The 21,384-nt window shown below is 68.2% G+C and carries 19 protein-coding genes, 3 tRNA genes and 1 other RNA gene; 12 read left to right on the forward strand and 11 right to left on the reverse strand.

The features are described from left to right. Window positions 1–5: 5 nt before the first annotated feature. Together glnA and Q0653_RS03640 are read right to left on the reverse strand one after the other, a co-directional pair. Complete coding sequence (glnA, locus tag Q0653_RS03635) at window positions 6–1,343, reverse strand: type I glutamate--ammonia ligase (protein WP_298942637.1); 1,338 nt, start codon at window positions 1,341–1,343, stop codon at window positions 6–8. Between the two features lie 50 nt (window positions 1,344–1,393). After that, window positions 1,394–1,624: an SPOR domain-containing protein gene (locus Q0653_RS03640; RefSeq protein ID WP_298742315.1), complete on the reverse strand. Its 231-nt coding sequence runs from the start codon at window positions 1,622–1,624 to the stop codon at window positions 1,394–1,396. 96 nt (window positions 1,625–1,720) lie between these two features. Between Q0653_RS03640 and ppgK the strand changes: the two genes are divergently transcribed. Beyond that, complete coding sequence (gene ppgK, locus Q0653_RS03645; protein ID WP_298742314.1) at window positions 1,721–2,512, forward strand: polyphosphate--glucose phosphotransferase; 792 nt, start codon at window positions 1,721–1,723, stop codon at window positions 2,510–2,512. Window positions 2,513–2,529: 17 nt separating this feature from the next. Here the strand turns inward: ppgK and rnpB are convergent. Next, an RNA gene (gene rnpB, locus Q0653_RS03650) (RNase P RNA component class A) lies at window positions 2,530–2,888 on the reverse strand. Window positions 2,889–3,079: 191 nt separating this feature from the next. Here rnpB and Q0653_RS03655 point away from each other — a divergent pair. Beyond that, window positions 3,080–3,763 carry an LPXTG cell wall anchor domain-containing protein gene (locus tag Q0653_RS03655; RefSeq protein ID WP_298942639.1) on the forward strand — a complete coding sequence of 228 codons (684 nt, stop codon included), beginning with the start codon at window positions 3,080–3,082 and terminating at the stop codon, window positions 3,761–3,763. After that, window positions 3,756–5,498: a DUF4012 domain-containing protein gene (locus tag Q0653_RS03660; RefSeq protein ID WP_298942643.1), complete on the forward strand. Its 1,743-nt coding sequence runs from the start codon at window positions 3,756–3,758 to the stop codon at window positions 5,496–5,498. Before Q0653_RS03655 ends, Q0653_RS03660 begins: the two co-directional genes overlap by 8 nt. On the opposite strand, the gene Q0653_RS03665 is transcribed toward Q0653_RS03660, so the two are convergent. Together Q0653_RS03665 and Q0653_RS03670 are read right to left on the reverse strand one after the other, a co-directional pair. Then, window positions 5,499–7,223, reverse strand: a complete 1,725-nt coding sequence (locus tag Q0653_RS03665; RefSeq protein WP_298942645.1) for a bifunctional 3'-5' exonuclease/DNA polymerase — start codon at window positions 7,221–7,223, stop codon at window positions 5,499–5,501. After that, complete coding sequence (locus tag Q0653_RS03670; protein ID WP_298942647.1) at window positions 7,207–7,938, reverse strand: C4-type zinc ribbon domain-containing protein; 732 nt, start codon at window positions 7,936–7,938, stop codon at window positions 7,207–7,209. Before Q0653_RS03670 ends, Q0653_RS03665 begins: the two co-directional genes overlap by 17 nt. Window positions 7,939–8,056: 118 nt before the next feature. On the opposite strand from Q0653_RS03670, the gene Q0653_RS03675 reads away from it, so the two are divergent. Further along, a complete protein-coding gene (locus tag Q0653_RS03675) occupies window positions 8,057–9,559 on the forward strand; it encodes an amino acid permease (protein WP_298942649.1) in 1,503 nt (500 codons plus the stop codon). 1 nt (window position 9,560) lies between these two features. Further along, window positions 9,561–9,983: a hypothetical protein gene (locus tag Q0653_RS03680; protein ID WP_298942651.1), complete on the forward strand. Its 423-nt coding sequence runs from the start codon at window positions 9,561–9,563 to the stop codon at window positions 9,981–9,983. A gap of 8 nt (window positions 9,984–9,991) precedes the next feature. On the opposite strand, the gene Q0653_RS03685 is transcribed toward Q0653_RS03680, so the two are convergent. Then, window positions 9,992–10,068: transfer RNA gene (locus Q0653_RS03685), tRNA-Val, on the reverse strand. A gap of 151 nt (window positions 10,069–10,219) precedes the next feature. Here Q0653_RS03685 and aceE point away from each other — a divergent pair. The 6 genes from aceE to Q0653_RS03715 all read left to right on the forward strand — a co-directional run bounded on the left by aceE (window position 10,220) and on the right by Q0653_RS03715 (window position 17,818). Next, the gene (gene aceE, locus Q0653_RS03690; RefSeq protein ID WP_298942654.1) at window positions 10,220–12,949 is read left to right on the forward strand and encodes a pyruvate dehydrogenase (acetyl-transferring), homodimeric type; all 2,730 of its coding nucleotides are present in this window, start codon (window positions 10,220–10,222) and stop codon (window positions 12,947–12,949) included. A gap of 8 nt (window positions 12,950–12,957) precedes the next feature. After that, complete coding sequence (locus Q0653_RS03695) at window positions 12,958–14,169, forward strand: PucR family transcriptional regulator (protein WP_298942656.1); 1,212 nt, start codon at window positions 12,958–12,960, stop codon at window positions 14,167–14,169. Between the two features lie 96 nt (window positions 14,170–14,265). Beyond that, entirely contained in the window at window positions 14,266–15,183 is a 918-nt protein-coding gene (locus tag Q0653_RS03700) for an ACP S-malonyltransferase (protein WP_298942658.1), read from the forward strand. Further along, on the forward strand, window positions 15,180–16,181 hold the full coding sequence (locus Q0653_RS03705; protein WP_298942660.1) for a beta-ketoacyl-ACP synthase III: 1,002 nt from the start codon (window positions 15,180–15,182) through the stop codon (window positions 16,179–16,181). Before Q0653_RS03700 ends, Q0653_RS03705 begins: the two co-directional genes overlap by 4 nt. A gap of 75 nt (window positions 16,182–16,256) precedes the next feature. Then, window positions 16,257–16,505 carry an acyl carrier protein gene (locus Q0653_RS03710; protein ID WP_203188147.1) on the forward strand — a complete coding sequence of 83 codons (249 nt, stop codon included), beginning with the start codon at window positions 16,257–16,259 and terminating at the stop codon, window positions 16,503–16,505. Between the two features lie 74 nt (window positions 16,506–16,579). Then, entirely contained in the window at window positions 16,580–17,818 is a 1,239-nt protein-coding gene (locus tag Q0653_RS03715) for a beta-ketoacyl-[acyl-carrier-protein] synthase family protein (protein ID WP_298942662.1), read from the forward strand. A gap of 154 nt (window positions 17,819–17,972) precedes the next feature. Here the strand turns inward: Q0653_RS03715 and Q0653_RS03720 are convergent, their stop codons facing one another. The 3 genes from Q0653_RS03720 to Q0653_RS03730 all read right to left on the reverse strand — a co-directional run bounded on the left by Q0653_RS03720 (window position 17,973) and on the right by Q0653_RS03730 (window position 19,769). Further along, entirely contained in the window at window positions 17,973–18,476 is a 504-nt protein-coding gene (locus tag Q0653_RS03720; protein WP_298942664.1) for a DUF3145 domain-containing protein, read from the reverse strand. 141 nt (window positions 18,477–18,617) lie between these two features. Further along, a tRNA-Ile gene (locus Q0653_RS03725) sits at window positions 18,618–18,691 on the reverse strand. 13 nt (window positions 18,692–18,704) lie between these two features. Beyond that, window positions 18,705–19,769 carry a DMT family transporter gene (locus Q0653_RS03730; RefSeq protein WP_298942666.1) on the reverse strand — a complete coding sequence of 355 codons (1,065 nt, stop codon included), beginning with the start codon at window positions 19,767–19,769 and terminating at the stop codon, window positions 18,705–18,707. A gap of 42 nt (window positions 19,770–19,811) precedes the next feature. Here Q0653_RS03730 and def point away from each other — a divergent pair, with 42 nt between their 5' ends. Then, window positions 19,812–20,378, forward strand: coding sequence for a peptide deformylase (def, locus tag Q0653_RS03735; protein WP_298942668.1), 567 nt, complete (start codon window positions 19,812–19,814; stop codon window positions 20,376–20,378). A 54-nt stretch (window positions 20,379–20,432) separates the two neighbouring features. On the opposite strand, the gene Q0653_RS03740 is transcribed toward def, so the two are convergent. Together Q0653_RS03740 and Q0653_RS03745 are read right to left on the reverse strand one after the other, a co-directional pair. Further along, window positions 20,433–20,505 (reverse strand) — tRNA-Asn (locus tag Q0653_RS03740). Between the two features lie 81 nt (window positions 20,506–20,586). Further along, window positions 20,587–21,351, reverse strand: coding sequence for an ATP-binding cassette domain-containing protein (locus Q0653_RS03745; RefSeq protein ID WP_298742619.1), 765 nt, complete (start codon window positions 21,349–21,351; stop codon window positions 20,587–20,589). Between the last annotated feature and the right edge of the window lie 33 nt (window positions 21,352–21,384).

Below are 21,384 nucleotides of genomic sequence, written 5' to 3' on the forward strand. Positions count from 1 at the left end.
GATGCCTAGAGCATCTCCAGGTTGCTCTTCAGCTCGAACGGCGTGACCTGGGCGCGGTACTCCTGCCACTCGCGACGCTTGTTCAGCAGCACATAATTGAAAACCTGCTCACCGAGGGTCTCGGCGACGAGCTCCGACTCTTCCATGTACTCCAGCGCGTGGTCCAGGCTCGCCGGCAGCGACGCGTAGCCGAGCGCGCGACGCTCGGCGTCGGTCAGCGACCAGACGTTGTCCTCCGCTTCGGGTGGAAGTTCGTAGCCTTCCTCAATGCCTTTGAGGCCCGCCGCCAGCATGAGGGCGAACGAGAGGTACGGGTTCGCCGCAGAATCCAGGGCTCGGTACTCCACCCGCGTGGACTGGCCCTTGCTGGGCTTGTACATGGGCACGCGCACGAGCGCCGAACGGTTGTTGTGGCCCCAGGTGACGAAGCTGGGTGCCTCGTCGCCGCCCCAGAGCCGTTTGTAGGAGTTGACGAACTGGTTGGTGACCGCCGCGATCTCGTTGGCGTGCCTGAGCAGGCCGGCGATGAAGTGGCGCCCGGTCTTGGAGAGCTGGTACTGCGCGCCAGCCTCGTAGAACGCATTCTGATCGCCTTCGAACAGCGACATGTGCGTGTGCATGCCGCTTCCGGGCTTGCCGCTCAGGGGCTTCGGCATGAACGTCGCGTAGACGCCCTGCTCGATCGCGACCTCTTTGACCACGGTGCGGAAGGTCATGATGTTGTCCGCTGTGGCGAGCGCGTCCGCGTAACGCAGGTCGATCTCGTTCTGACCGGGGCCGCCCTCGTGGTGGCTGTACTCGACCGAGATGCCCAGGTCCTCCAGCATTCGCACACTGCGACGACGGAAGTCGTGCGCGGTGCCACCGGGCACATTGTCGAAGTACCCCGCCGAGTCCACCGGCTCGGGGCCGTCGGGACCGTAGGACGAGGACTTCAAGAGGTAGAACTCGATCTCGGGGTGCGTGTAGAACGTGAAGCCCGCGTCGGCGGCCTTCGCGAGCGTGCGCTTGAGGACGTGCCGGGGGTCTGCGACTGCGGGCTGACCGTCCGGCGTCGTCAGATCGCAGAACATCCGCGCAGTCGGGTCGATCTCGCCCCGCCAGGGCAGCGTCTGGAATGTCGTGGGGTCGGGGTGAGCGAGCAGGTCCGATTCGTAGGAGCGCGTCAACCCCTCGATGGCCGAACCGTCGAAGCCGATGCCCTCGGTGAAGGCCCCCTCGACTTCGGCGGGTGCGATCGCGACCGACTTCAGGGTTCCGGTCACGTCGGTGAACCAGAGTCGGACGAACTTCACCCCGCGCTCCTCGATCGTGCGCAGTACGAAGTCCCTCTGCTTGTCCATCGCGTCCTCTCCACAACCGGTCGGAAGGCGAAGCCGGTCCGAAGGCCAGACTATCGGCCTGCGTCGCCCGTCGCTTCGCCCGACACGTCGGCGTCCGAGCCCCACGCGTCGTCGCGGGCTTCGTCTTCCGACCACGCGCGGGAGCGCGCAGCAAGGAGAGCAGGCGCGTTCGCTGCCTCTTCTTCCGTGTCGAAGGGACCGGCGCGGTCGACGGCCGGCGACTCGAAGCCGCGCTCGACCGCGTGCGTCGTGAGGTTGTACCAGTACTTCTCTTCGGACATCTGGGCCTCTTCTCTCGCCTCGCGCCTGGCGTCGGCACGGTCTGGCTTGATCCTAGGCTTTCGAAGTGGCTGGGCGCTCCTCGGTAGGGTGGGAGCATGACGACGAATGCGGCACGGGCTGTCGGTGTGGACATCGGTGGAACGGGCATCAAAGGCGCCCTGGTCGACCTGAAGGCGGGCGTGCTGCTCAGTGACCGCGTGAAGGTGGCGACGCCCAAGGGTGCCGAGCCGGAAGACGTGCTTGCCGCCGTCCGCGTCGTTCTCGACACGCTCGGTGTGACGGATGCCGATGTCCCGCTCGGCGTGGCTTTCCCGGCGATCGTGAAGAACGGCCGCACCCTCTCGGCGGCGAACGTCGCCGACACGTGGATCGGGTTCGAGGCCGAGAAGTTCTTCGAGGACGGTCTCGGCCGTGAGATCCACTTCGCGAACGACGCCGACGTCGCCGGCGTCGCCGAAGTCCGCTACGGCGCGGCGCGCGGCGTGCAGGGGTTGGCGCTTCTCACGACCCTCGGCACCGGCATCGGCACCGCGATGCTGCACAACGGCATCCTCATCCCGAACTCCGAGCTCGGGCACCTGCAGCGGGCCAGGAAGGACTCCGACGCCGAGGCATGGGCCGCCTACTCGGCCGTCGAACGCGAAAGTCTGAGCTGGGATAAGTGGGCCAAGCGGCTGCAGTGGTACTACAGCTACCTCGAATTCCTCTTGAGCCCCGACCTCTTCATCGTCGGCGGCGGCGTGTCCAAGCACGCCGACCAGTTCTTGCCGCTCCTGGACCTGAACACGCCGATCGTCCCGGCCGTGCACCGCAACAATGCGGGGATCATCGGCGCGGCAGCGCTCTCGGTGCGCGTCACCGAGGCGCAGCCGGCTTTCGACGCCTGACGGCGGTTCAGAAAGGGCGAATGGGCCGGCCTGTACGCCGGGTTCTGTCCGGGGGCCGAAGCCCCGTGGACGGTCATCTCTCTCGGCGACACGTTGCCGTGCCGCTCTAGCGGTCTACCCGAGGACTCAGCGGGCCGCGTCATCATCCTCTGTCTGACCTTGCTCCGGACGAGGTTTACCGTGCGGACCGTGTCACCACGGTCCCGGTGGTCTCTTACACCACCCTTTCACCCTTACCGGGGTCTCCCCCGGCGGTCTGCTCTCTGTGGCACTGTCTCGCGGATCACTCCGGGTGGGGGTTACCCACCGTCCTGCCCTGTGGAGCCCGGACGTTCCTCGGTGCGGTTTCCCGCCACGCGACCGTCCAGCCGACCCATTCGCGATTCGAGTCTACGTCGCTGATCGCCGGGGTCATTGTCCCCAGCGGATGCGTGTACTACTGTCAGCAACAGAAGTGGGCACGGGGGTGTCCACGGGTGAGAACACGGGGGTGTTCTCATAGAGGAGCACGGGGGTGCTCGCACCGTAGGACACGGAAGTGTTCTGCGTCGGACTTTGGGGGGTCTGATGAACGGTCGATTGTTGGCAGTGACGGTCATCGTCGGGGCGATGGTGTTCGGCGGCGCGGCAGCGAGTTCCGCGGCCGAGGTGCCGCTCGTCGCCGCGCAGGGGACGCCGACCGCGCCCCCCGACTACACGCCCGACGAGCCCGTAGAACCGACACTGTCGGGATCGACGGTCGTTCCGGCGTGCGCACAGGATGTGCCCTGGCTCACGTACCGGGTGCAGATGCTCGATCCACAGGCGCGGTCGACCGGGAACACGGCCCGGCTCATCCTCACCGACGGAACGAATTCCGTCACCCTCGCGCTCGGCACACTCCGCGCCGACGGCACGCTCTCCGGACGGATCCTGTGGCCTGGAGCGACTATCGGAGCCGACGGGCGCGGCACCGGCTGGCCCGGATGGGAGACGCGCGGCGGCCAGCTGGTCGAGACGACCGGTAATTACGCCTGGACGCGGGGGAACATCACGGCGACCATCGAGGTCAATCCGACGCTCGCCGTCGCCGTCTCCTACCCGCCGTCCACCCCCCAGTGCGCCACGGCGCCGCGCGCGCAGTTGAGCGCCGCGGGACTGCCCGCGACGGGTGGCACGCCGCAGACGCTCCTCGTGGCGGGGGCGATCGGTATCGCCGGGCTCGGGCTCGGCATCACGGCCGTCGTCCTGCGCCGACGCCGCCGTGTCTGAGGTCCGCGCTTCGTCGACGTCTCCGCGCCGCGTCGTCATCGCGTGCGTGGTGCTGCTCGTCGCGCTGGCGCTCACCTTCGGCTGGATCGTGTCGCGGGTCGCGGTCACTGCCATCGAACTCACTCGGCTGGAAGGCTCGGCCCGCACGCTGATCGACGCGGCGGCGTCCGGCGATGCGGGCGCGGTGACGTCGGGGGTGCACGATCTTGTCGCGCACGCGGATGCCGCGGGCGGCGCGGCATCCGACCCCCTCTGGCCGGTGGCCGAGGCTTTGCCCTGGGTCGGTGACGATGTGGCGGCCATCCGAACGGTGGCTGTCCACGCAGCCGCCGTCGGGCAGGCGCTGCTCCCCGTGGTCGACGCGGCGGCCGGTGGCACGGACTTCACGTCTGATCTCCCGGGCATCCATCAGCACCTCGCCACCGCCGCGGGCGTGCTCGCCGACGCCGAGAGTGCCCTGGCAGACGTGCAGGCCCGCGACCTCGAACCGAGAATCGCCGACGCCGTGCAGCAGCTCCACGCGCAGCTCGCGGCCGCGACGCCCACCGTGCGCACCCTCGCCGGTGCGACCGCAGCCCTCCCCGAGCTCTGGGGACTGGACGGCGCGCGTTCCGTGCTCGTCATGATGCAGAACTCCGCCGAAGCGCGCACCGGCGGAGGGATCACCGGCTCGTTCGCACTGCTCTCCGCCGACGCCGGGGGCCTGACCCTCGTGACGCAAGCCGATTCGTCGAGCTTCGATGGCGTGCCGATGCCGAGCGTGGAGACCGCGGCCTCATCGAAAGCGCTGTACGGCGACATCATCGGGCGGTACGTGCAGAATGCCTCGCTCACGACCGACTTCGATCTCACCGCCCGTCTCGCTTCCGCCTGGTGGGTCACGCTAGGTCATCCCGCTCCCGACGCCATCGTCTCGGTCGACCCGCTCGTCATGCGCGCACTGCTGAGTGTGACCGGTCCGGTCACACTCGCCGACGGCTCGACCCTCAGCGCCGACACGCTCGTGGAGCGACTGTTGATCGAGCCCTACATGACGCTCGACTCTGCGGGCCAAACCGCGTTCCTGCAGTCAGTGACGTCCGCCGTCGTCGCGGCGTTGGCGACCGTGCAGGCCGACCCGCTGACCTGGGCGCGCGCCGTGGCGGCACCGCTCGCGGGCGGGAGCGTGTCGATCTGGACCGCGGATGCCCGGGTCCGCGACGCGCTCGCAGGCACGTCCCTCGCCGGGCCCGCCGCTCGCCACGCCGCGGTAGGTCCCGGCGGCTTCGCGGTCTACGTCAACGATGCGACGGGCGGGAAGCTCGACACGTTCCTCCATCTGGCGATCGCGTCGGAAGTGTCCTCCTGCCGCGCCGACGGCCGAACCGACACCCTCATCCGCGTGACGATGAGCAGCTCGCTTCCGGTGGATGCACACTTGCCGGGATCGATGACGGGCGATGGCCGCTACGGCACCGGCATCGGCGACATCGGGACGAGCATCTCGGTGGCCGCTCCCCCGGGAACGTTCTTCGGTGGGGTGCAGAAAGACGGTGTTCCCGAGGTGTCGGTGGATGTCGACGACAACGGTTTCCCGACCAGTCTGGTGAGAGTGAATCTCTCCCCCGGCGAGGTCAACGTGATCGACTTCCGGTTCGTCTCTGCCGAGGCCGGAACCCCGACCCCCCAGATTCTGACGACGCCTCTGCTCAACGCCGCCGAGATCCAGCCTCCGGTCGTGCTGCCCTGCGCGTGATCAGCTCTTGGCCGCGTCGCTCGTGATCCGCAGATCGAGCGGGAAATCGATGGGGAACGTCCCGAACAGCAGGGTCGTCGCGCGCTCGGCGGCGGAGCGCACCGCCGCGGCCGCTCGGTCGGCGTGCGCCCGCGGCGCATGCACGATGATCTCGTCATGTAGGAAGAAGGCGAGGTGCGCGCGCGAGCCGAAGACGGCTCCGGATGCCGGCGCTGCGTCGCCGGCATCCACCCTCGGAAACGCCGCGAGTTGAGCACGGAGGTCGGCGAGCCAGGCCGCAGCCCACTCGGCCGCGGTGCCCTGAACCACGAAGTTGCGGGTGAAACGCCCGCGGTCGCGCGCGGAGCGCCGCGCGCGCAATCGATCGGCCTCCGAGGCGTCGGAGGCACTGGCGGCCGATTGCACCTCGCGCCATTCCGGCGAGGGCGGCGGGCTCGATCGGCCGAGCCATGTCGTCACGATTCCCCCCTCGTCGCCGATGCGGGCGGCTTCATCGACAAGACCCATTGCCCGCGGATAGGCGCGCCGGAGGGCCGGTACGAGTCGTCCGCTGTCCCCCGTCGTCGCGCCGTACATCGCGCCGAGGACGGCGAACTTCGCCTCTTGGCGTGTCGCGACGACGCCACCGGCGACGATTCCCTCGTAGAGGTCGGTCCCGCGCGCCGCTGCCGCGAGCGACTCGTCTCGGGCCATCGCGGCCAACACGCGGGGTTCGAGCTGCGCGACATCGGCGACGATCAGCATCCATCCCGGATCGGCGTGCACGGCAGGCCGGAGCTCTCGGGGGAGCTGGAGCGCGCCGCCGCCCGATGACGCCCACCGACCGGTGACGACGCCTGCCGGCACGTAGACGGGACGGAAGCGCCCGTCGGGCGCCCACTCGTCCAGCCAGGCCCACCCGTTCGCGCTGAGCAGGCGGGTGAGCTTCTTGTACGCCAGCAGCGGCTCGATCACCGGATGGTCGATTTTCTCCAGTTCCCATTTACTGGTGGACGTTGCCAGGACACCCACGCGATGGAGCGCACGCAGGAGCTTCGGCTGCGAATCCAGACTCGCGGCCGAGTCGTTCAGCGCGGCGCGGACCTCCGCGGCCAACACCTCCACGCGCGACGGCAGACGCCCCTGGGCCGGCCGCGCGCCGAGGCGTTCGGTGAGAATGCCGTCGTGGACGGAGCGACTCCACGGCAGACCGGCAGTGTGGAGTTCGATCGCGAGGAGGGCGCCGGCCGATTCGGCCGCGAGCAGGAGCCGCAGCCGATCCGGGTCGGCGGAGGCGGCAACCGCGGCCTGTTGCCGGGCGAATTCCGCCCGCACCGAGGCGAGATCGGACGGTACGCCCCGTCCGGCGCGAGAGCCGGGCTCCTCGTCGACGTCGAAGAGAGTTGCCGCGGCATCCGGCGCTGCGACGAGCGTTTCTGCGTCCGCGACATTCCACTCGGTAGCCGCACGCAGCGGGCTCGGATCTGTGACACGGTCGCTGGTGCGGAGGATCGCGTGCGCGAGACGGAGATCGCGGCAGCGCGCGACCTCGATGCCGGCCGCGAGGAGATCGGGGTACCAGCGACGCGAGTCATCCCACACCCAGCGGGTGCGCGGATCGGCGTCGCGCACGGCGCGGTGCCACTCGGCCGCGGTCAGCCGCCGGAGCGGGGTGTCGTCGCCGTCCGCAACGACGATGACGTCACCGTCACGTGCGACGCACAGCCAGTCAGAGACCGGATTCACCGGTGCGCACGAGGATGCATCCACACTCGGGGCACATCACGACATCGTCGTCCTCAGCACGCCGCAGCACCTGCAGATCGGTGCCCGAAAGCACCATCCGGCACCCTTCGCAGGTCCGCTGACGCAGGGCACCCGCGCCGACACCGCGGTCGGCGAGCCGCTCGTAGAGGGCGACGAGGTCGGCCGGCACCTGGGCAGCCACCGCGGATCGGTCGCGCGTGGCGCTCTCGATGCGAGCGGTGGCGTCGGCGACGGCCGCCTTGCCCTCGGCGCTCAGACGCGCGCCTTCGGCGTTCGTCGCCGAAATGAGCTCCTCCTGGCCGGCAACGGCGGCATCGGCCGCTTCCAGGCGTTCCATGATCTCGAGCTCGGCGTCTTCAAGGTCGCTCTTGCGCTTGGTGAGCGAGACAATCTCGTGCTCGAGGGCCTGCGCGTCCTTCGCGTTCGAGGTGGCAGCCAGGCGACCCGCATCGCGGGCGGCACGCGCATCCACCAGCGCGACGTCCGACTCGATCCGCGCGAGCTCCGCCTTCGCGTCGTCTCGCGCCCCGAGGAGTCCGGTCAGTTCGGCCGACTGCGCCTGGCGAACCGCGAGGAGTTCCTTCACCCGTTCGGTGTGGGCGGGGTTGCGACGCGCGTGTTCGGCGTGCCGGATGCCGGCGTCCAGAGCGGCGAGCTCGAGGAGACGAGCCTGGTCGGAGGGGCTGGCTTTCACCCCTCCAACCTACCGCGTACCGGCGACGCCAGACGGGCCCCTCTCCCCCGGGCGCACCCATGCCGCTACCATGTGGCATCTGTCGCGCCATCGTCCCTGTGCCCGAAAGAGGTCTTTCATGAGCGTCATGCGCACGAAATCCGTGGAACGGTCGATCGCCGACACCGAGGAGCCGGAGTTCCGGCTGAAGAAGTCGCTCTCCGCGCTCGATCTCACGATCTTCGGCGTGGGCGTCGTGATCGGCGCGGGTATCTTCACCCTCACCGGCCGCGCGGCGCACGAAGTCGCGGGGCCCGCGATCGTCATCAGCTTCATCGTCGCGGCGATCGCGTGTGCCCTCGCCGCGATGTGCTACGCCGAGTTCGCCTCGACCGTACCCGTCTCCGGCTCGGCCTACACGTTCTCGTACGCATCGCTCGGCGAACTCTTCGCCTGGATCATCGGATGGGACCTCATCCTGGAAATGTTCCTGGGTGCGAGTGTCGTGGCGCAGGGCTGGAGCGCCTATCTCGGGGTCTTCCTCGGGCAGCTCGGAGTCGAGCTTCCCCCCGAGATCAGCTACGGCGGTGTCGTGGACCTCCCGGCCGTGCTGCTGGTGCTGCTGCTGGGTGGCCTCATGACCTTCGGCATCCGCGAGTCGATGCGGGTGAACCTCGTGCTGGTGGCCGTCAAGCTCTTCATCGTGCTGTTCGTCATCGTGGCCGGCATCCAGTTCATCAACCCGGCCAACTACGTGCCGTTCGTTCCGGACACCGCACCGCGCGAATCCGCGACCGGTCTCACGCAGCCTCTCCTGCAGTTCCTCTCCGGCGCGGAGCCGATGGCCTTCGGGTTCGGCGGAATCTTCGCCGGTGCGGCGCTCGTCTTCTTCGCCTACATCGGGTTCGACGTTGTCGCGACGACGGCGGAAGAGACCAAGAACCCCCAGCGTGATCTTCCGATCGGGATCATCGCATCGCTCGTGATCTGCACGATCCTGTACTGCGCGGTCGCACTCGTGGTGACCGGGATGGTGTCGTACGCCGATCTGGATCCGGCCGCCGCACTGGCCAACGCGTTCGCGTATCACGGGCAGACCTGGATGGCCACGGTCATCGCGGCGGGCGCCGTCGCGGGGCTCACGACTGTCGTGCTCACGCTCCTCATCGGCGCCACGCGCATCATCTTCGCGATGTCGCGCGATGGCCTGCTCCCGCAGCGGCTGGCGAAGGTGCACCCCACCTGGCGCACGCCGTGGGTCATCTCGATCATCGTCACACTCATCGTGGCCGTCGTCGCGGGCTTCACCCCGATCGGCGTTCTGGAGGAGATGGTCAACATCGGCACACTGTCCGCGTTCGTGCTGGTCTCGGTCGGCGTCATCGTGCTGCGCCGCACGCGGCCTGATCTGAAGCGCGGGTTCCGGGTGCCGCTGAATCCCTGGCTGCCCGGGATCTCGGCGCTCATCTGCGTGTACCTGATGCTCAACCTGACGGTGGAGACCTGGCTGCGCTTCCTCATCTGGCTCGCGATCGGCTTCGCGATCTACTTCGCCTATTCGCACCGCAGTTCGCGGCTGGGGAAGGATGCCGGGCTCTCCCTGAATCCCGCCGCACCGCGCGTCGTCGGTCGAGAGGAGTGACGTGATCGAAGACTGGGTGCGTCTCGGCGCACTGCTCGAGGACGATCCGGAGGTCGGCAAGGCGATCCGGCACGCCGGACGCGACGGCGGCGATGTGCGCGCCGCGCTCTTCGACGCGCTGGACGATGCCGGCGCGCTCGCCTACATGGAGTGGTCCGACTCGGGCGTCGAACTGGCCGACGCCCTGGCGCAAGTCCCGCGGGTCTTCCAGACCGGTGCTGACCTCGACGAGGTGGGAGACGTCGCCGGAGGGCTCACCGAGGCGATCGCACGAGCCGACGGCATCCTGTCGGCGCACGACCTGCGTACCGTCTATCTGGACGAGGGGTCGGATGCGTGTCCGCTCGTCGTGGTCGCCAGCGGCGACGTGGAGGAGATCACGGCACTCGCCGCGCGACTGTCGTTCACCGCGCGCACGTTCTGAATCTGACGTGGTGGGCCCAGAGAGACTCGAACTCCCGACCCCCTCGGTGTAAACGAGGTGCTCTAACCAACTGAGCTATAGGCCCGACACGATCATTCTACGAGAGCCGGAGGAGTCGCCTGGCGACAACCGGATATGACTAGGCTGATCCAGGATGTGTTGTGTCCGCTGAACAAAGCGCGCACGCATCCGAAGCCCATTCCTGGCACGATCTGCCAGACGACGAAAGGTCTCCCGTGACTGTCAACGATCAGGATCCGTACTCGCAGGGCCCGCAGGACAGCGATCCCGATGAGACCTCCGAGTGGCAGGAATCCCTGCATCAGCTGGTCGACAACAAGGGCGCCGGCCGCGGACGCGAGATCATGCTCAGCCTCCTGCAGACCTCGCGCGAGCTTCAGCTGAACGTGCCCCAGGTCCCCACGACCGACTACATCAACACGATCGCGCCCGAGAATGAGCCTGAGTTCCCCGGCGACGAAGAGCTCGAGCGCCGCTACCGCCGGTGGATCCGGTGGAATGCGGCCCTGACCGTGCACCGTGCGCAGCGGCCCGGTATCGGTGTCGGTGGACACATCTCGACCTACGCGTCGTCGGCGTCCCTGTATGAAGTCGGGTTCAACCACTTCTTCCGGGGCCTGGACGCACCCGGCGGCGGAGACCAGATCTTCATCCAGGGTCACGCCTCCCCCGGCATCTACGCCCGATCGTTCCTGGAAGGCCGGCTCTCGGCGGACCAGCTCGACGGATTCCGTCAGGAGAAGTCCAAGGGTGAGCTCGGCATCCCGTCCTACCCGCACCCGCGGCTCATGCCGGAGTATTGGCAGTTCCCGACGGTGTCGATGGGACTCGGCCCGATCAACGCCATCTACCAGGCGATGACGAACAAGTACCTCACGAACCGCGGCATCAAGGATGCCTCGGACTCGCACGTGTGGGCGTTCCTCGGCGACGGCGAAATGGACGAGGTCGAAAGCCGCGGACAGCTGCAGGTCGCGGCCAACGAAGGACTCGACAACCTGACCTTCGTCGTCAACTGCAACCTCCAGCGCCTCGACGGTCCGGTGCGCGGCAACGGCAAGATCATCCAGGAGCTCGAGAGCTACTTCCGTGGCGCCGGATGGAACGTCATCAAGGTCGTCTGGGGTCGTGGCTGGGACGAGCTGCTCCAGGCCGACCCCGACGGCGCGCTCGTCAAGCTCATGAATACGACGCCGGACGGCGACTTCCAGACCTACCGTGCCGAGGACGGCAAGTTCATCCGCGACCACTTCTTCGGCCGCGATGAGCGCACCGCATCCATGGTGTCGGACTGGTCCGATGAGGACATCTGGGGCAAGCTCCGCCGCGGCGGCCTCGACTACCAGAAGCTCTACGCCGCCTACAAGGCCGCCGCCGAGCACAAGGGTCAGCCGACCGTCATCCTCGCCAAGACGATCAAGGGCTACGGCCTGGGTCACCACTTCGAGGGTCGCAACGCGACGCACCAGATGAAGAAGATGACGCTGGAAGACCTCAAGCACTTCCGCGACTCCATGCGCATCCCGATCACCGACGCGCAGCTCGAAGAGAACCCCTACGCGCCGCCGTACTACCACCCGGGTATGGAAGACGAGACGATCCAGTACATGGTCGAGAAGCGTCGGTCGCTGGGCGGATTCCTGCCCGAGCGCCGCACGCACCACGTGCCGATCACGCTGCCCGACGACAGCGCGTATGCGCTCCCGAAGAAGGGTTCGGGCACACAGGAGATCGCCACGACGATGGCGTTCGTGCGTCTTCTGAAGGATCTCCTTCGGTCCAAGGACTTCGGCCACCGGATCGTGCCGATCATTCCGGACGAGGCGCGCACGTTCGGTCTGGATGCGTTCTTCCCGACCGCGAAGATCTACAACCCGAACGGGCAGAACTACACCTCCGTCGACCGGGAACTGCTCCTGGCCTACAAGGAGAGTCCGCAGGGCCAGATCCTCCACGTCGGCATCAACGAGGCAGGCGCCGTCGCGGCGTTCACGAACGTCGGCACGTCGTACTCGACGCACGGCGAGCCGCTGATCCCGGTGTACATCTTCTACTCGATGTTCGGCTTCCAACGCACGGGTGACGCCCAGTGGGCAGCCGGCGACCAGATGGCCCGCGGCTTCATCATGGGCGCCACGGCCGGTCGCACGACGCTGACCGGTGAGGGACTCCAGCACGCCGACGGACACTCGCACCTGCTGGCCTCGACCAACCCCGCGACCGTCTCGTACGACCCGGCCTACGGCTACGAGATCGCCCACATCGTCCGTGCGGGCATCGAGCGCATGTACGGCGGCAACCACCCCGACCCGAACGTCATGTACTACATCACGTTGTACAACGAGCCGATCGTGCAGCCCGCCGAGCCGGAGAACGTGGATGCCGAGGGCATCGTGCGCGGTCTCCACCGCGTCGCTGTGGGCGAGGGTGACGGCCACCGTGCCCAGCTGCTCGCGTCCGGAGTCGGTGTGCCGTGGGCCCTCGAAGCTCAGCAGCTGCTGAAGGACGACTGGGGCATCGTGTCCGACGTGTGGTCGGTCACGAGCTGGACGGAGCTGCGCCGCGACGGACTCCGCGCCGACGAGCACAACTTCCTCTACCCGCTCGAAGACGCGCACACCGCCTACGTCACCGAGAAGCTCCAGGGCACCGAGGGACCCGTGATCGCCGTCAGCGACTCGATGCAGGCGGTCCAGGACCAGATTCGCCCCTGGGTGCCGCGTCGCTTCGCGACCCTCGGCGCAGATGGGTTCGGATTCTCCGACACGCGTGCCGCCGCTCGCCGGTTCTTCAAGATCGACGGCCCGTCGATCGTCGTTCGCACGCTCCAGGCGCTCGCGGACGACGGTCTCGTAGACCGTTCTCTCTCGGCCCAGGCGATCGAGAAGTACCGCCTGTACGACGTGACGGCCGGAACGACCGGAAACGCCGGCGGCGAGAGCTGACGCGGCACATGCCCGCCCGCCCCACCGCACAGGAGAAGGCGGAGACACTCGCGTGGCTCCGCCGGATCTCCGGTGATCTGGCCACCGCAACGATCAAACGCCTCGACGACTCTCTGCCCTGGTATGCGGAGATGCCGCCGGCGCGACGATCGGCGGTCGGTCTCGTGGCGCAGGCGGGCATCGCGTCGTTCATCCAGTGGTACGAAGACCCCGGCTCGACCCCCTGGATCGCCGCCGACATCTTCGCCGCCGCCCCTCGAGAGCTTCTGCGCAGCGTCAGTCTGACCCAGACGTTGCAGCTCATCCGTGTGACGGTGGCCGTCACCGAGGAGCGTGTGGCGGGACGCGCCGAAGATCTGCGCGAAAGCATCCTGCTGTTCTCGCGTGAAGTGGCCTTCGCCTCGGCCGATGTCTACGCGCGCGCCGCGGAGGCCCGGGGCCTCTGGGATGCCCGGCTGGAAGCGCTCGTTGTCGACTCGATCCTCACGGGGGAAGCCGACGAAGAACTTCCCAGCCGCATCGCGGCGCTCGGCTGGCATGGACACGGCGAGGTCGCGGTGCTCGTGGGCACGACCCCGCCGCAGTTCGATGTCGACCAGCTCCGGCGGATGGCGCGCAAACTCGGGGTCGACGTCCTCATCGGCGTGCAGGGGTCGCGCCTGGTCCTCGTCATCGGGCGCGCCGAGTTGCCCGCGCGCGAGGAGACCGAGACGGAGCTTCCGTTCCGGGAGATCGCCCGAAGACTCGAGCCCGGCTTCGGTGTGGGGCACCTGGTGCTCGGACCCACCGTGCCCGCGCTCGTGGATGCCGGTCAGAGCGCCCGCGCGGCGCTGGCCGGCTTCGCCGTGGCAAAGGCCTGGCGAAACGCCCCGCGGCCTGTGGAGGCCGACGAGCTCCTCCCGGAGCGCGCGCTGGCAGGCGATGCGATGGCGAAGGCGACGCTGGTCGAGCGCATTTACCGTCCGTTGCAGGCTCATTCCTCCGATCTCGTCACGACGCTCTGGAGCTACCTCGACAACGGCCGGTCGCTGGAAGCGACCGCGCGGGAGTTGTTCGTGCATCCGAACACCGTCCGCTACCGCCTCAAGCGCGTGTCGGACGTGATCGGCTGGGATGCCACCGGCCCCCGCGAAGCGTTGATCCTGCAGACCGCGCTCATCATCGGTTCGATCGGAACGGACGTCACGCGGCGTCGCTCGCCGATCGCACGCCGCGCGTGACGGTTCATTCGTGCTGTATGACACACACAAGGCATCGCTACTTTCTTGTGCCACGATCGCCAGCGGGCGCCGCGGCGATGTTGGGAGGATAGGGACGTGATCATCACTGTCTTCCCCGGGCAGGGCTCTCAGACCCCCGGGTTCCTGTTGCCGTGGCTCGACGTCCCGGGCGTCCGCTCCGCACTCGAGCGATATTCGGATGACGCGCAGGTCGACCTCATCGCCGCCGGTACCGAATGGGATGCCGATCGCATTCGCGACACCCGCATCGCGCAGCCGCTCATCGTGGCCGCCTCGCTCGTTTCCTTCGCCGCGCTGACCGAGGCCGGCACCGACCCGGCTGGCGTCGCCGGCCACTCCGTCGGTGAGATCGCCGCGCTCGTCGCGGCGGGCGTGCTCTCGGACACCGACGGCATGTCCCTCGTGGGCATCCGCGGCCGGGCCATGTCCGAAGCTGCCGCGATCGAAACGACCGGAATGAGCGCCATCCTCGGCGGCGACCAGGATGCTGTCCTCGCCCGCCTCGCGGAACTCGACCTGACACCGGCCAACTTCAACGGCGGCGGCCAGATCGTCGCGGCCGGCGCACTGCCGGCTCTCGCAGAGCTCGGCGCCGATGCTCCGAAGGCCACTCGGGTCATCCCGCTGCAGGTGGCCGGTGCGTTCCACACGCGCTTCATGGCGCCCGCTGTCGAGACGCTGCGCGCCGCGGCGGCCGATGTCACGGTCGCCGATCCCCGCGCCACCCTCTGGACCAATAACGACGGGTCTGCGGTCACCGACGGCCGGACCGCTCTGAACCTCGTGGTCGACCAGGTCGCCTCACCCGTGCGGTGGGACCTCTGCATGGCCTCGTTCGCCGACCAGGGCGTTACCGGCATCATCGAACTCGCCCCCGCGGGAACGCTCGTCGGTCTCGCCAAGCGTGCGCTTCGCGGTGTGCCCACGGTCGCCGTCAAGACGCCGGATGATCTGGCGGCCGCCACCGCCCTGCTGACAGGAGCCGACGCATGACCCCCACCCTCATTCAGCCCACCGGCGCGGCGCACACCCGCATCCTGTCGTACGGTGCCGCGCGCGGCGAGAACGCCGTGCCGAACGACGACCTGGTCGGACCGATCGACTCGAGCGACGAGTGGATCCGCCAGCGCACCGGCATCGTCACCCGCACCCGCGCGAACGCCGAGACCACCGCGATCGATCTGGCCACCGATGCCGCCGCCGAGGCGATCGCCGCCGCCGGGATCGATCCCTCGCTCGTTGACGCCGTCATCGTCGCGACGATTTCGAACCCCCGACAGACGCCGTCGGTCTCGGCGATCGTCGCCGACCGTGTCGGGGCCAACCCGGCCGCGGCCTATGACCTGAACGCCGCCTGCGCCGGCTTCGCCTACGGTGTCGCGCAGGCCGATGCCCTCATCCGTGCGGGCGCTGCGCACTATGCCCTCGTCATCGGCACCGAGAAGCTCAGTGACGTCGTCGATCCGACCGACCGTTCGATCTCCTTCCTCCTCGGCGACGGCGCGGGCGCTGTCGTCATCGGTCCGAGCGACTATCCCGGCATCGGCCCGACCATCTGGGGCTCGGACGGTTCGAAGGCCGACGCCGTCAGCATGAACCACACGCTCGTGGAGTTCCGTGACGGTCTCGCGCCGTGGCCCACCCTCCGCCAGGAAGGGCCGACGGTATTCCGTTGGGCCGTGTGGGAGATGGTCAAGGTCGCGCGTCAGGCTCTCGAGGCCGCCGGTATCGAGGCATCCGACCTCGCCGCCTTCGTCCCGCACCAGGCCAACATGCGCATCATCGACGAGTTCGCCAAGCAGCTCAAGCTGCCCGACAGCGTCGTGATCGGGCGGGACATCGAGACGACCGGCAACACGTCTGCGGCATCCATCCCGCTTGCGACGCACCGCCTGCTGAAAGAGCATCCCGAGCTCAGCGGTGGTCTCGCCCTGCAGATCGGGTTCGGCGCGGGGCTCGTGTTCGGCGCGCAGGTCGTCGTCCTCCCCTGACCGGGCGACCCTCACACCTAAACTGATTTCGGCCCGCTCGGGCCGGTGAACCGAAGAAGAAACAAGGAGAATCCCATGGCATTCAGCAACGACGAGGTCCTCGCAGGACTCGCCGAACTGGTCACCGACGAGACCGGCATCTCGGCCGACGAGGTCGCCCTCGAGAAGTCCTTCACGGATGACCTCGACATCGACTCGATTTCGATGATGACGATCGTCGTCAACGCCGAGGAGAAGTTCGGCGTCACGATCCCCGACGAAGAGGTCAAGAACCTCAAGACCGTCGGCGACGCCGTCACCTTCATCACCTCCCACCAGGCGTGATCAGCGATCCGGTGGGGGGCTCGCTCCCCCACCGGCGCGCCCCGTTTGCACGCTGAGGACCCCAGAGGAACACCATGAGCACACCGCGCATCGTCGTGACCGGCATCGGCGCGTCGTCCCCGATCGGCGGCACCGCGCCGGAGAGCTGGCAAGCGCTGTTGTCCGGCGCCTCCGGTACCCGCACCCTCGAGTACGACTGGGTCGAGCAGTACCAGCTGCCGGTGACCTTCGCCGCGCAGGCCGCGGTACGCCCCGACACGGTGCTCGAGCGTCCGATCGCCAAGCGCCTCGACCCCTCCTCGCAGTTCGCCCTCGTGGCGGCTCTGGAGGCGTGGAAGGATGCCGGCGAGCCCGAGGTCGATCCCGAGCGTCTGGGCGTCGATTTCGCGACGGGTATCGGCGGCCTCTGGACGCTGTTGGATGCGTGGGACACGCTCCGTGAGAAGGGCCCCCGCCGCGTCCTTCCGATGACGGTCCCCATGCTCATGCCGAATTCGGCCGCGGGCAACCTCTCGCTGCACTTCGGCGCCCGCGCCTACGCGCGGACGGTCGCCAGCGCGTGCGCGTCGAGCACCGAGTCGATCGTCAACGCGGTCGAGCATCTGCGCGACGGCCTGGCGGACGTCGCGATCGCCGGTGGCACCGAATCGGTCATCCACCCGGTGACGATCGCTTCTTTTGCGTCGATGCAGGCGCTCTCCAAGCGCAACGACTCGCCCGAGACCGCCTCACGCCCGGGCAGTATCGACCGCGACGGGTTCGTCATGGGCGAAGGCGCAGCCGTGCTGATCCTCGAGACGGAAGAGCACGCCAAGGCCCGCGGCGCGAGGATCTATGCTGAGGTCGTCGGCGGTGGCGTGACGGCGGATTCGTACCACATCACCGCGAACGACCCCGAAGGCACCGGCGCCGCCCGTGCCGTGCGCATGGCGCTCGAAGCCGCGGGCCGATCGGTCGATGAGGTCACCTACATCAACGCGCACGCGACCTCCACGCCGGTCGGCGATCCGAACGAGTACGTTGCGCTGAAGAGCGTCTTCGGCGACCGGATCGACGAGATCCCCGTCTCCGCCACGAAGGCCTCGACCGGCCATCTGCTCGGCGGCACCGGTGCCCTGGAGGCGATCTTCACCATCCTGGCGATCCAAGAGCGGGTCGCCCCGCCGACGATCAACATCACCGAGCAAGACCCGGCCGTGCCGTTCCGTCTTTCGGGCGAGCCGACACCGCTCGGCGCCGGCGATCAGCTCGCGATCAGCAATTCGTTCGGGTTCGGCGGGCACAACGCCGTCGCCGCGTTCGCCTCGGTCTGACCGTCAGGCCGAAAGAACCCCCTCCGCGAAGCCATGCGGAGGGGGTTCTCTTTCGGGTAAGGCGGCCGGTACGTGCTCTCGATCCCCGGGAAGCCATCCGAGGCTCGGTACGGGCGCTCCTGCGCCGCCTGGTCTGTGTGGCGGGTGTGGGGTCTCAGCCGACCTTGTGCAGCCAGACGACGGCTTGGTCATCGCTCGCGTGACGGAAGCTCTCGAGCTCCTCATCCCACGCGGACCCCAGCGCGACGCCGAGTTCACGCTGCAACTCGAACGCGTCGCCCGCCGCGATCTCCATGGCGTAGCGGATGCGGTCTTCACCGATGACGATGTTTCCGGCGGTGTCGGTTTGAGCGAAGTGGATGCCGAGACCCGGAGTGTGGAGCCAGCGTCCCCCGTCGCTGCGCGGGGTGGGGTCTTCGCTCACTTCGAACCGCAGGTGCTCCCACCCGCGGATCGCGGTCGCGAGCGCTGCGCCGGTGCCGGCGGGACCCTCCCAATAGAATTCGGCGCGGCGACTGCCGGCGAGCACCGGCTGGTCGGCCCAGTCGAAATTCACGGCACGCCCGAGGGCGCGCCCCACCGCCCACTCGAGGTGGGGGCACAACGCTCGTGGCGCAGAGTGAATGTAGATCACTCCACGCGCGGATGCTGTCGCCATCTGCTTCTCCGTTTCTTCAGGTACGTCTTCCCCTACGACCTGAACGGTGCGAATGCCGATGTGCGGCGAGTGCTATGCGGTTATGGGCCCATTATGACGGACGGCGCCCCGGAATCACAACCGTGTCATTCTTGGGCGTTGTAGGGCGGGTGGGACTTGAACCCACGATCGTCGGGTTATGAGCCCGCTGCCTTGACCAGCTTGGCCACCGCCCCCTGTCGTACGAGCCTACCGGGGGCCGCGCTCGTCCCGATCGCGTGTCGGCGGGTCGGGCCACACCTTCGACACGGCTTCGGTGATGCGGATCGACCCCGTGCTGGGTTGTCCGTCGCTCCCGCGCTGAATCGGGATCTCCTGGCTGTCGCTGACGATCTGCGGATGGTACCGGGCGAGCTGGAAGACACCGACGACCGCGAGGAGCCCGGCGACGCCGAAGCCGACGAATGCGCCCCACGGCGCGCGAGCCGCCTCCTGCAGCACGGTCAGACCGATGATGATCGCCACGATCGGATCGACCACGGTGAGCCCCGCGATGACGAGGTCCGGCGGGCCGGACGCGTACGCGGTCTGGACGAAGTAGGCGCCGACCGCCGTGCCGGTGACGAGAGCGATGACACAGACGACGGTCAACCACTCGAAGTCGCCCGACTGGATGCGACTGATCACGACCTTCGCGAGCGTTGCGACGAAACCGTAGATGATGCCGGCGCCGACGATGTAGAACAGCGCGTTCGCGCGACGACGGATCCAGAACCACAACGATCCCAGTGCGATAACGACGACCGCGAGGATCACGAGGATCGTGACGAGCTGACGGTCGCTGACGGGTGTCTCGGTGGCGTAGATGGCGGCGATCGTCACGAACAGGAAGATGCCGCCCACGCACAACGCGATCGCGCTGATCGAGCGCTTCGTCGGCGTGTGTCCGCTGATCCTGGCGTTCAGGAGCGTCGTGATCACGAGCGAAATCGCGCCCAGCGGCTGGACGAGGATGAGCGGAGCGAACGACAGCGCGGCCAACTGACAGACGATCGCGAGGCCCAACATGACGGTTCCCGCAACCCAGGACGGGCGTCGCAAGAGGTTGACGAGATGCGCACCGGTCAGCCCGTTGCCGCCGTTGATCTGCGTGAGACGTTCGACCTTCTGCACCCCACGGTGCTGGTACTGCGCACCGAACGACATGAACACAGCGCCGAGGAGCGCCAGGGGGATGCCGATGAGGATCTTGGGATCATCGAAGACACCGACGAGCTGATCGGTGACGTCTCCGATTGACGAGGCATCCATCATGCCTCGACACTAACCGCCGAAGGCGATCGGTAGGCTCAGGACGTGGCTGTTCTTCCGATTCGCATCATGGGCGACCCCGCCCTGCACTCCCCCGCTGCTCCCGTCGACGCGATCACGGATGAGATCCGCACGCTCGTCGCCGACATGTTCGACACGATGGATGCCGCGCCCGGCGTCGGCCTCGCCGCGCCCCAGGTGGGTGTGTCGCTGCGGATCTTCACCTACGCCTATCAGGACGACGACGGCGAGCCGTGGCGCGGCGTGATCGTGAATCCCGAATTGTGGATGCGGCCGCTCGAACCCGGCATCCCCGACCCGGATGAGGAGTCGGAAGGATGCCTCTCCTTCCCAGGAGAGCGGTTCCCCCTCCGCCGCTCCGACGAGGTTCTGGTCACCGGAACCGACCTCGATGGTCAGCCGGTGCGGATCGAAGTGGACGGCTGGCGCGCGCGGATCATGCAGCACGAGTTCGATCACCTCGACGGTGTCCTCTACATCGACCGGCTCGACGACGGCGACTGGAAGACGGTACAGAAGCTCTCCCGCAAACGCGGCTGGGGCAAGCCCGGCCAGGCCTGGACCCCGGGCATCGACGACATCGACGCGTGAGGGACTCCCCCGGGGAATGAAGAAGGGCCCCGGAGTGGAGTCCAGGGCCCTTCGCTCCCCGGCTTGGACTCGAACCAAGAACCTGCCGGTTAACAGCCGGCTGCTCTGCCAATTGAGCTACCGAGGATCAGTCACCCGCGAGCGGGCAACCAGATCATCCTAGCAAAGCTCGAGAGGTCCGCGCGACGCGAGGCGCACGTCGCGCGTGTCACGACGCGAGGCGGTCCCGGCCGTCCGGCGTCCACAGAAGCTCATCCGCACCGTGCCCGTACCCGACCGTGTGCCCGCCGTGCAAGACCAGGACGTCGGCATCGAGTTCGCGCACCGCGTCGGGATCGTTGGTGACGAGGAGAATGGCCATGCCGTCGGTGTCGCGACGGCGCAGCAGCGCGTCACGGGCGGCGCGGCGCACTTCGAGGTCGAGGTTGGCGTACGGGTCGTCACCGACGAACACCCGTGGCTGGAGGACGAGCGCGCGAGCGAGCGCGACACGCTGCCGCATGCCGGAGCTGAGCTCGTACGGATACTTCGCGGCCGCGCCGAGCGGGAGTTCGAGTTCGTCGAGGAGCCCGGCGACCCGGATCGCCAGGGCGCGGGAGTTCACCCGGCGGTCACGGGCGGTGATGGGTTCGCCGATGACGTCGGAGACGGTGAGCCGCGCGGGCAGGTTCGATCCGGCACCCTGGGCGAGATAACCCGTCACGTACCCCCGCACGCGGAGTTTGCGCCCGCCACGGCGCACCGAGATCCCTTCGACCGTCGCGTCTCCCCCGGCGACGGTGAGAGAGTCTTGACGGATGCCGGAGAGGATCGCGGCGAGGCTGGACTTGCCGGCTCCGGTCGGGCCCATGAGCGCCAGCGCCCCGCCACGCTCGAGCGTGAACGTTGCTCCGTCGACGACGCGCACCCCGCCGCGGGCGAGCGACAGATCGGTCGCACGGATCGCGGGGGCATCATCGTCGAGGCGAGGCATGGGCTTCATCCTGCCCGGTTCGCTGCCCCCGCG

The sequence above is a fragment of the uncultured Microbacterium sp. genome, assembly GCF_947488465.1.
Taxonomy (GTDB): domain Bacteria; phylum Actinomycetota; class Actinomycetes; order Actinomycetales; family Microbacteriaceae; genus Microbacterium.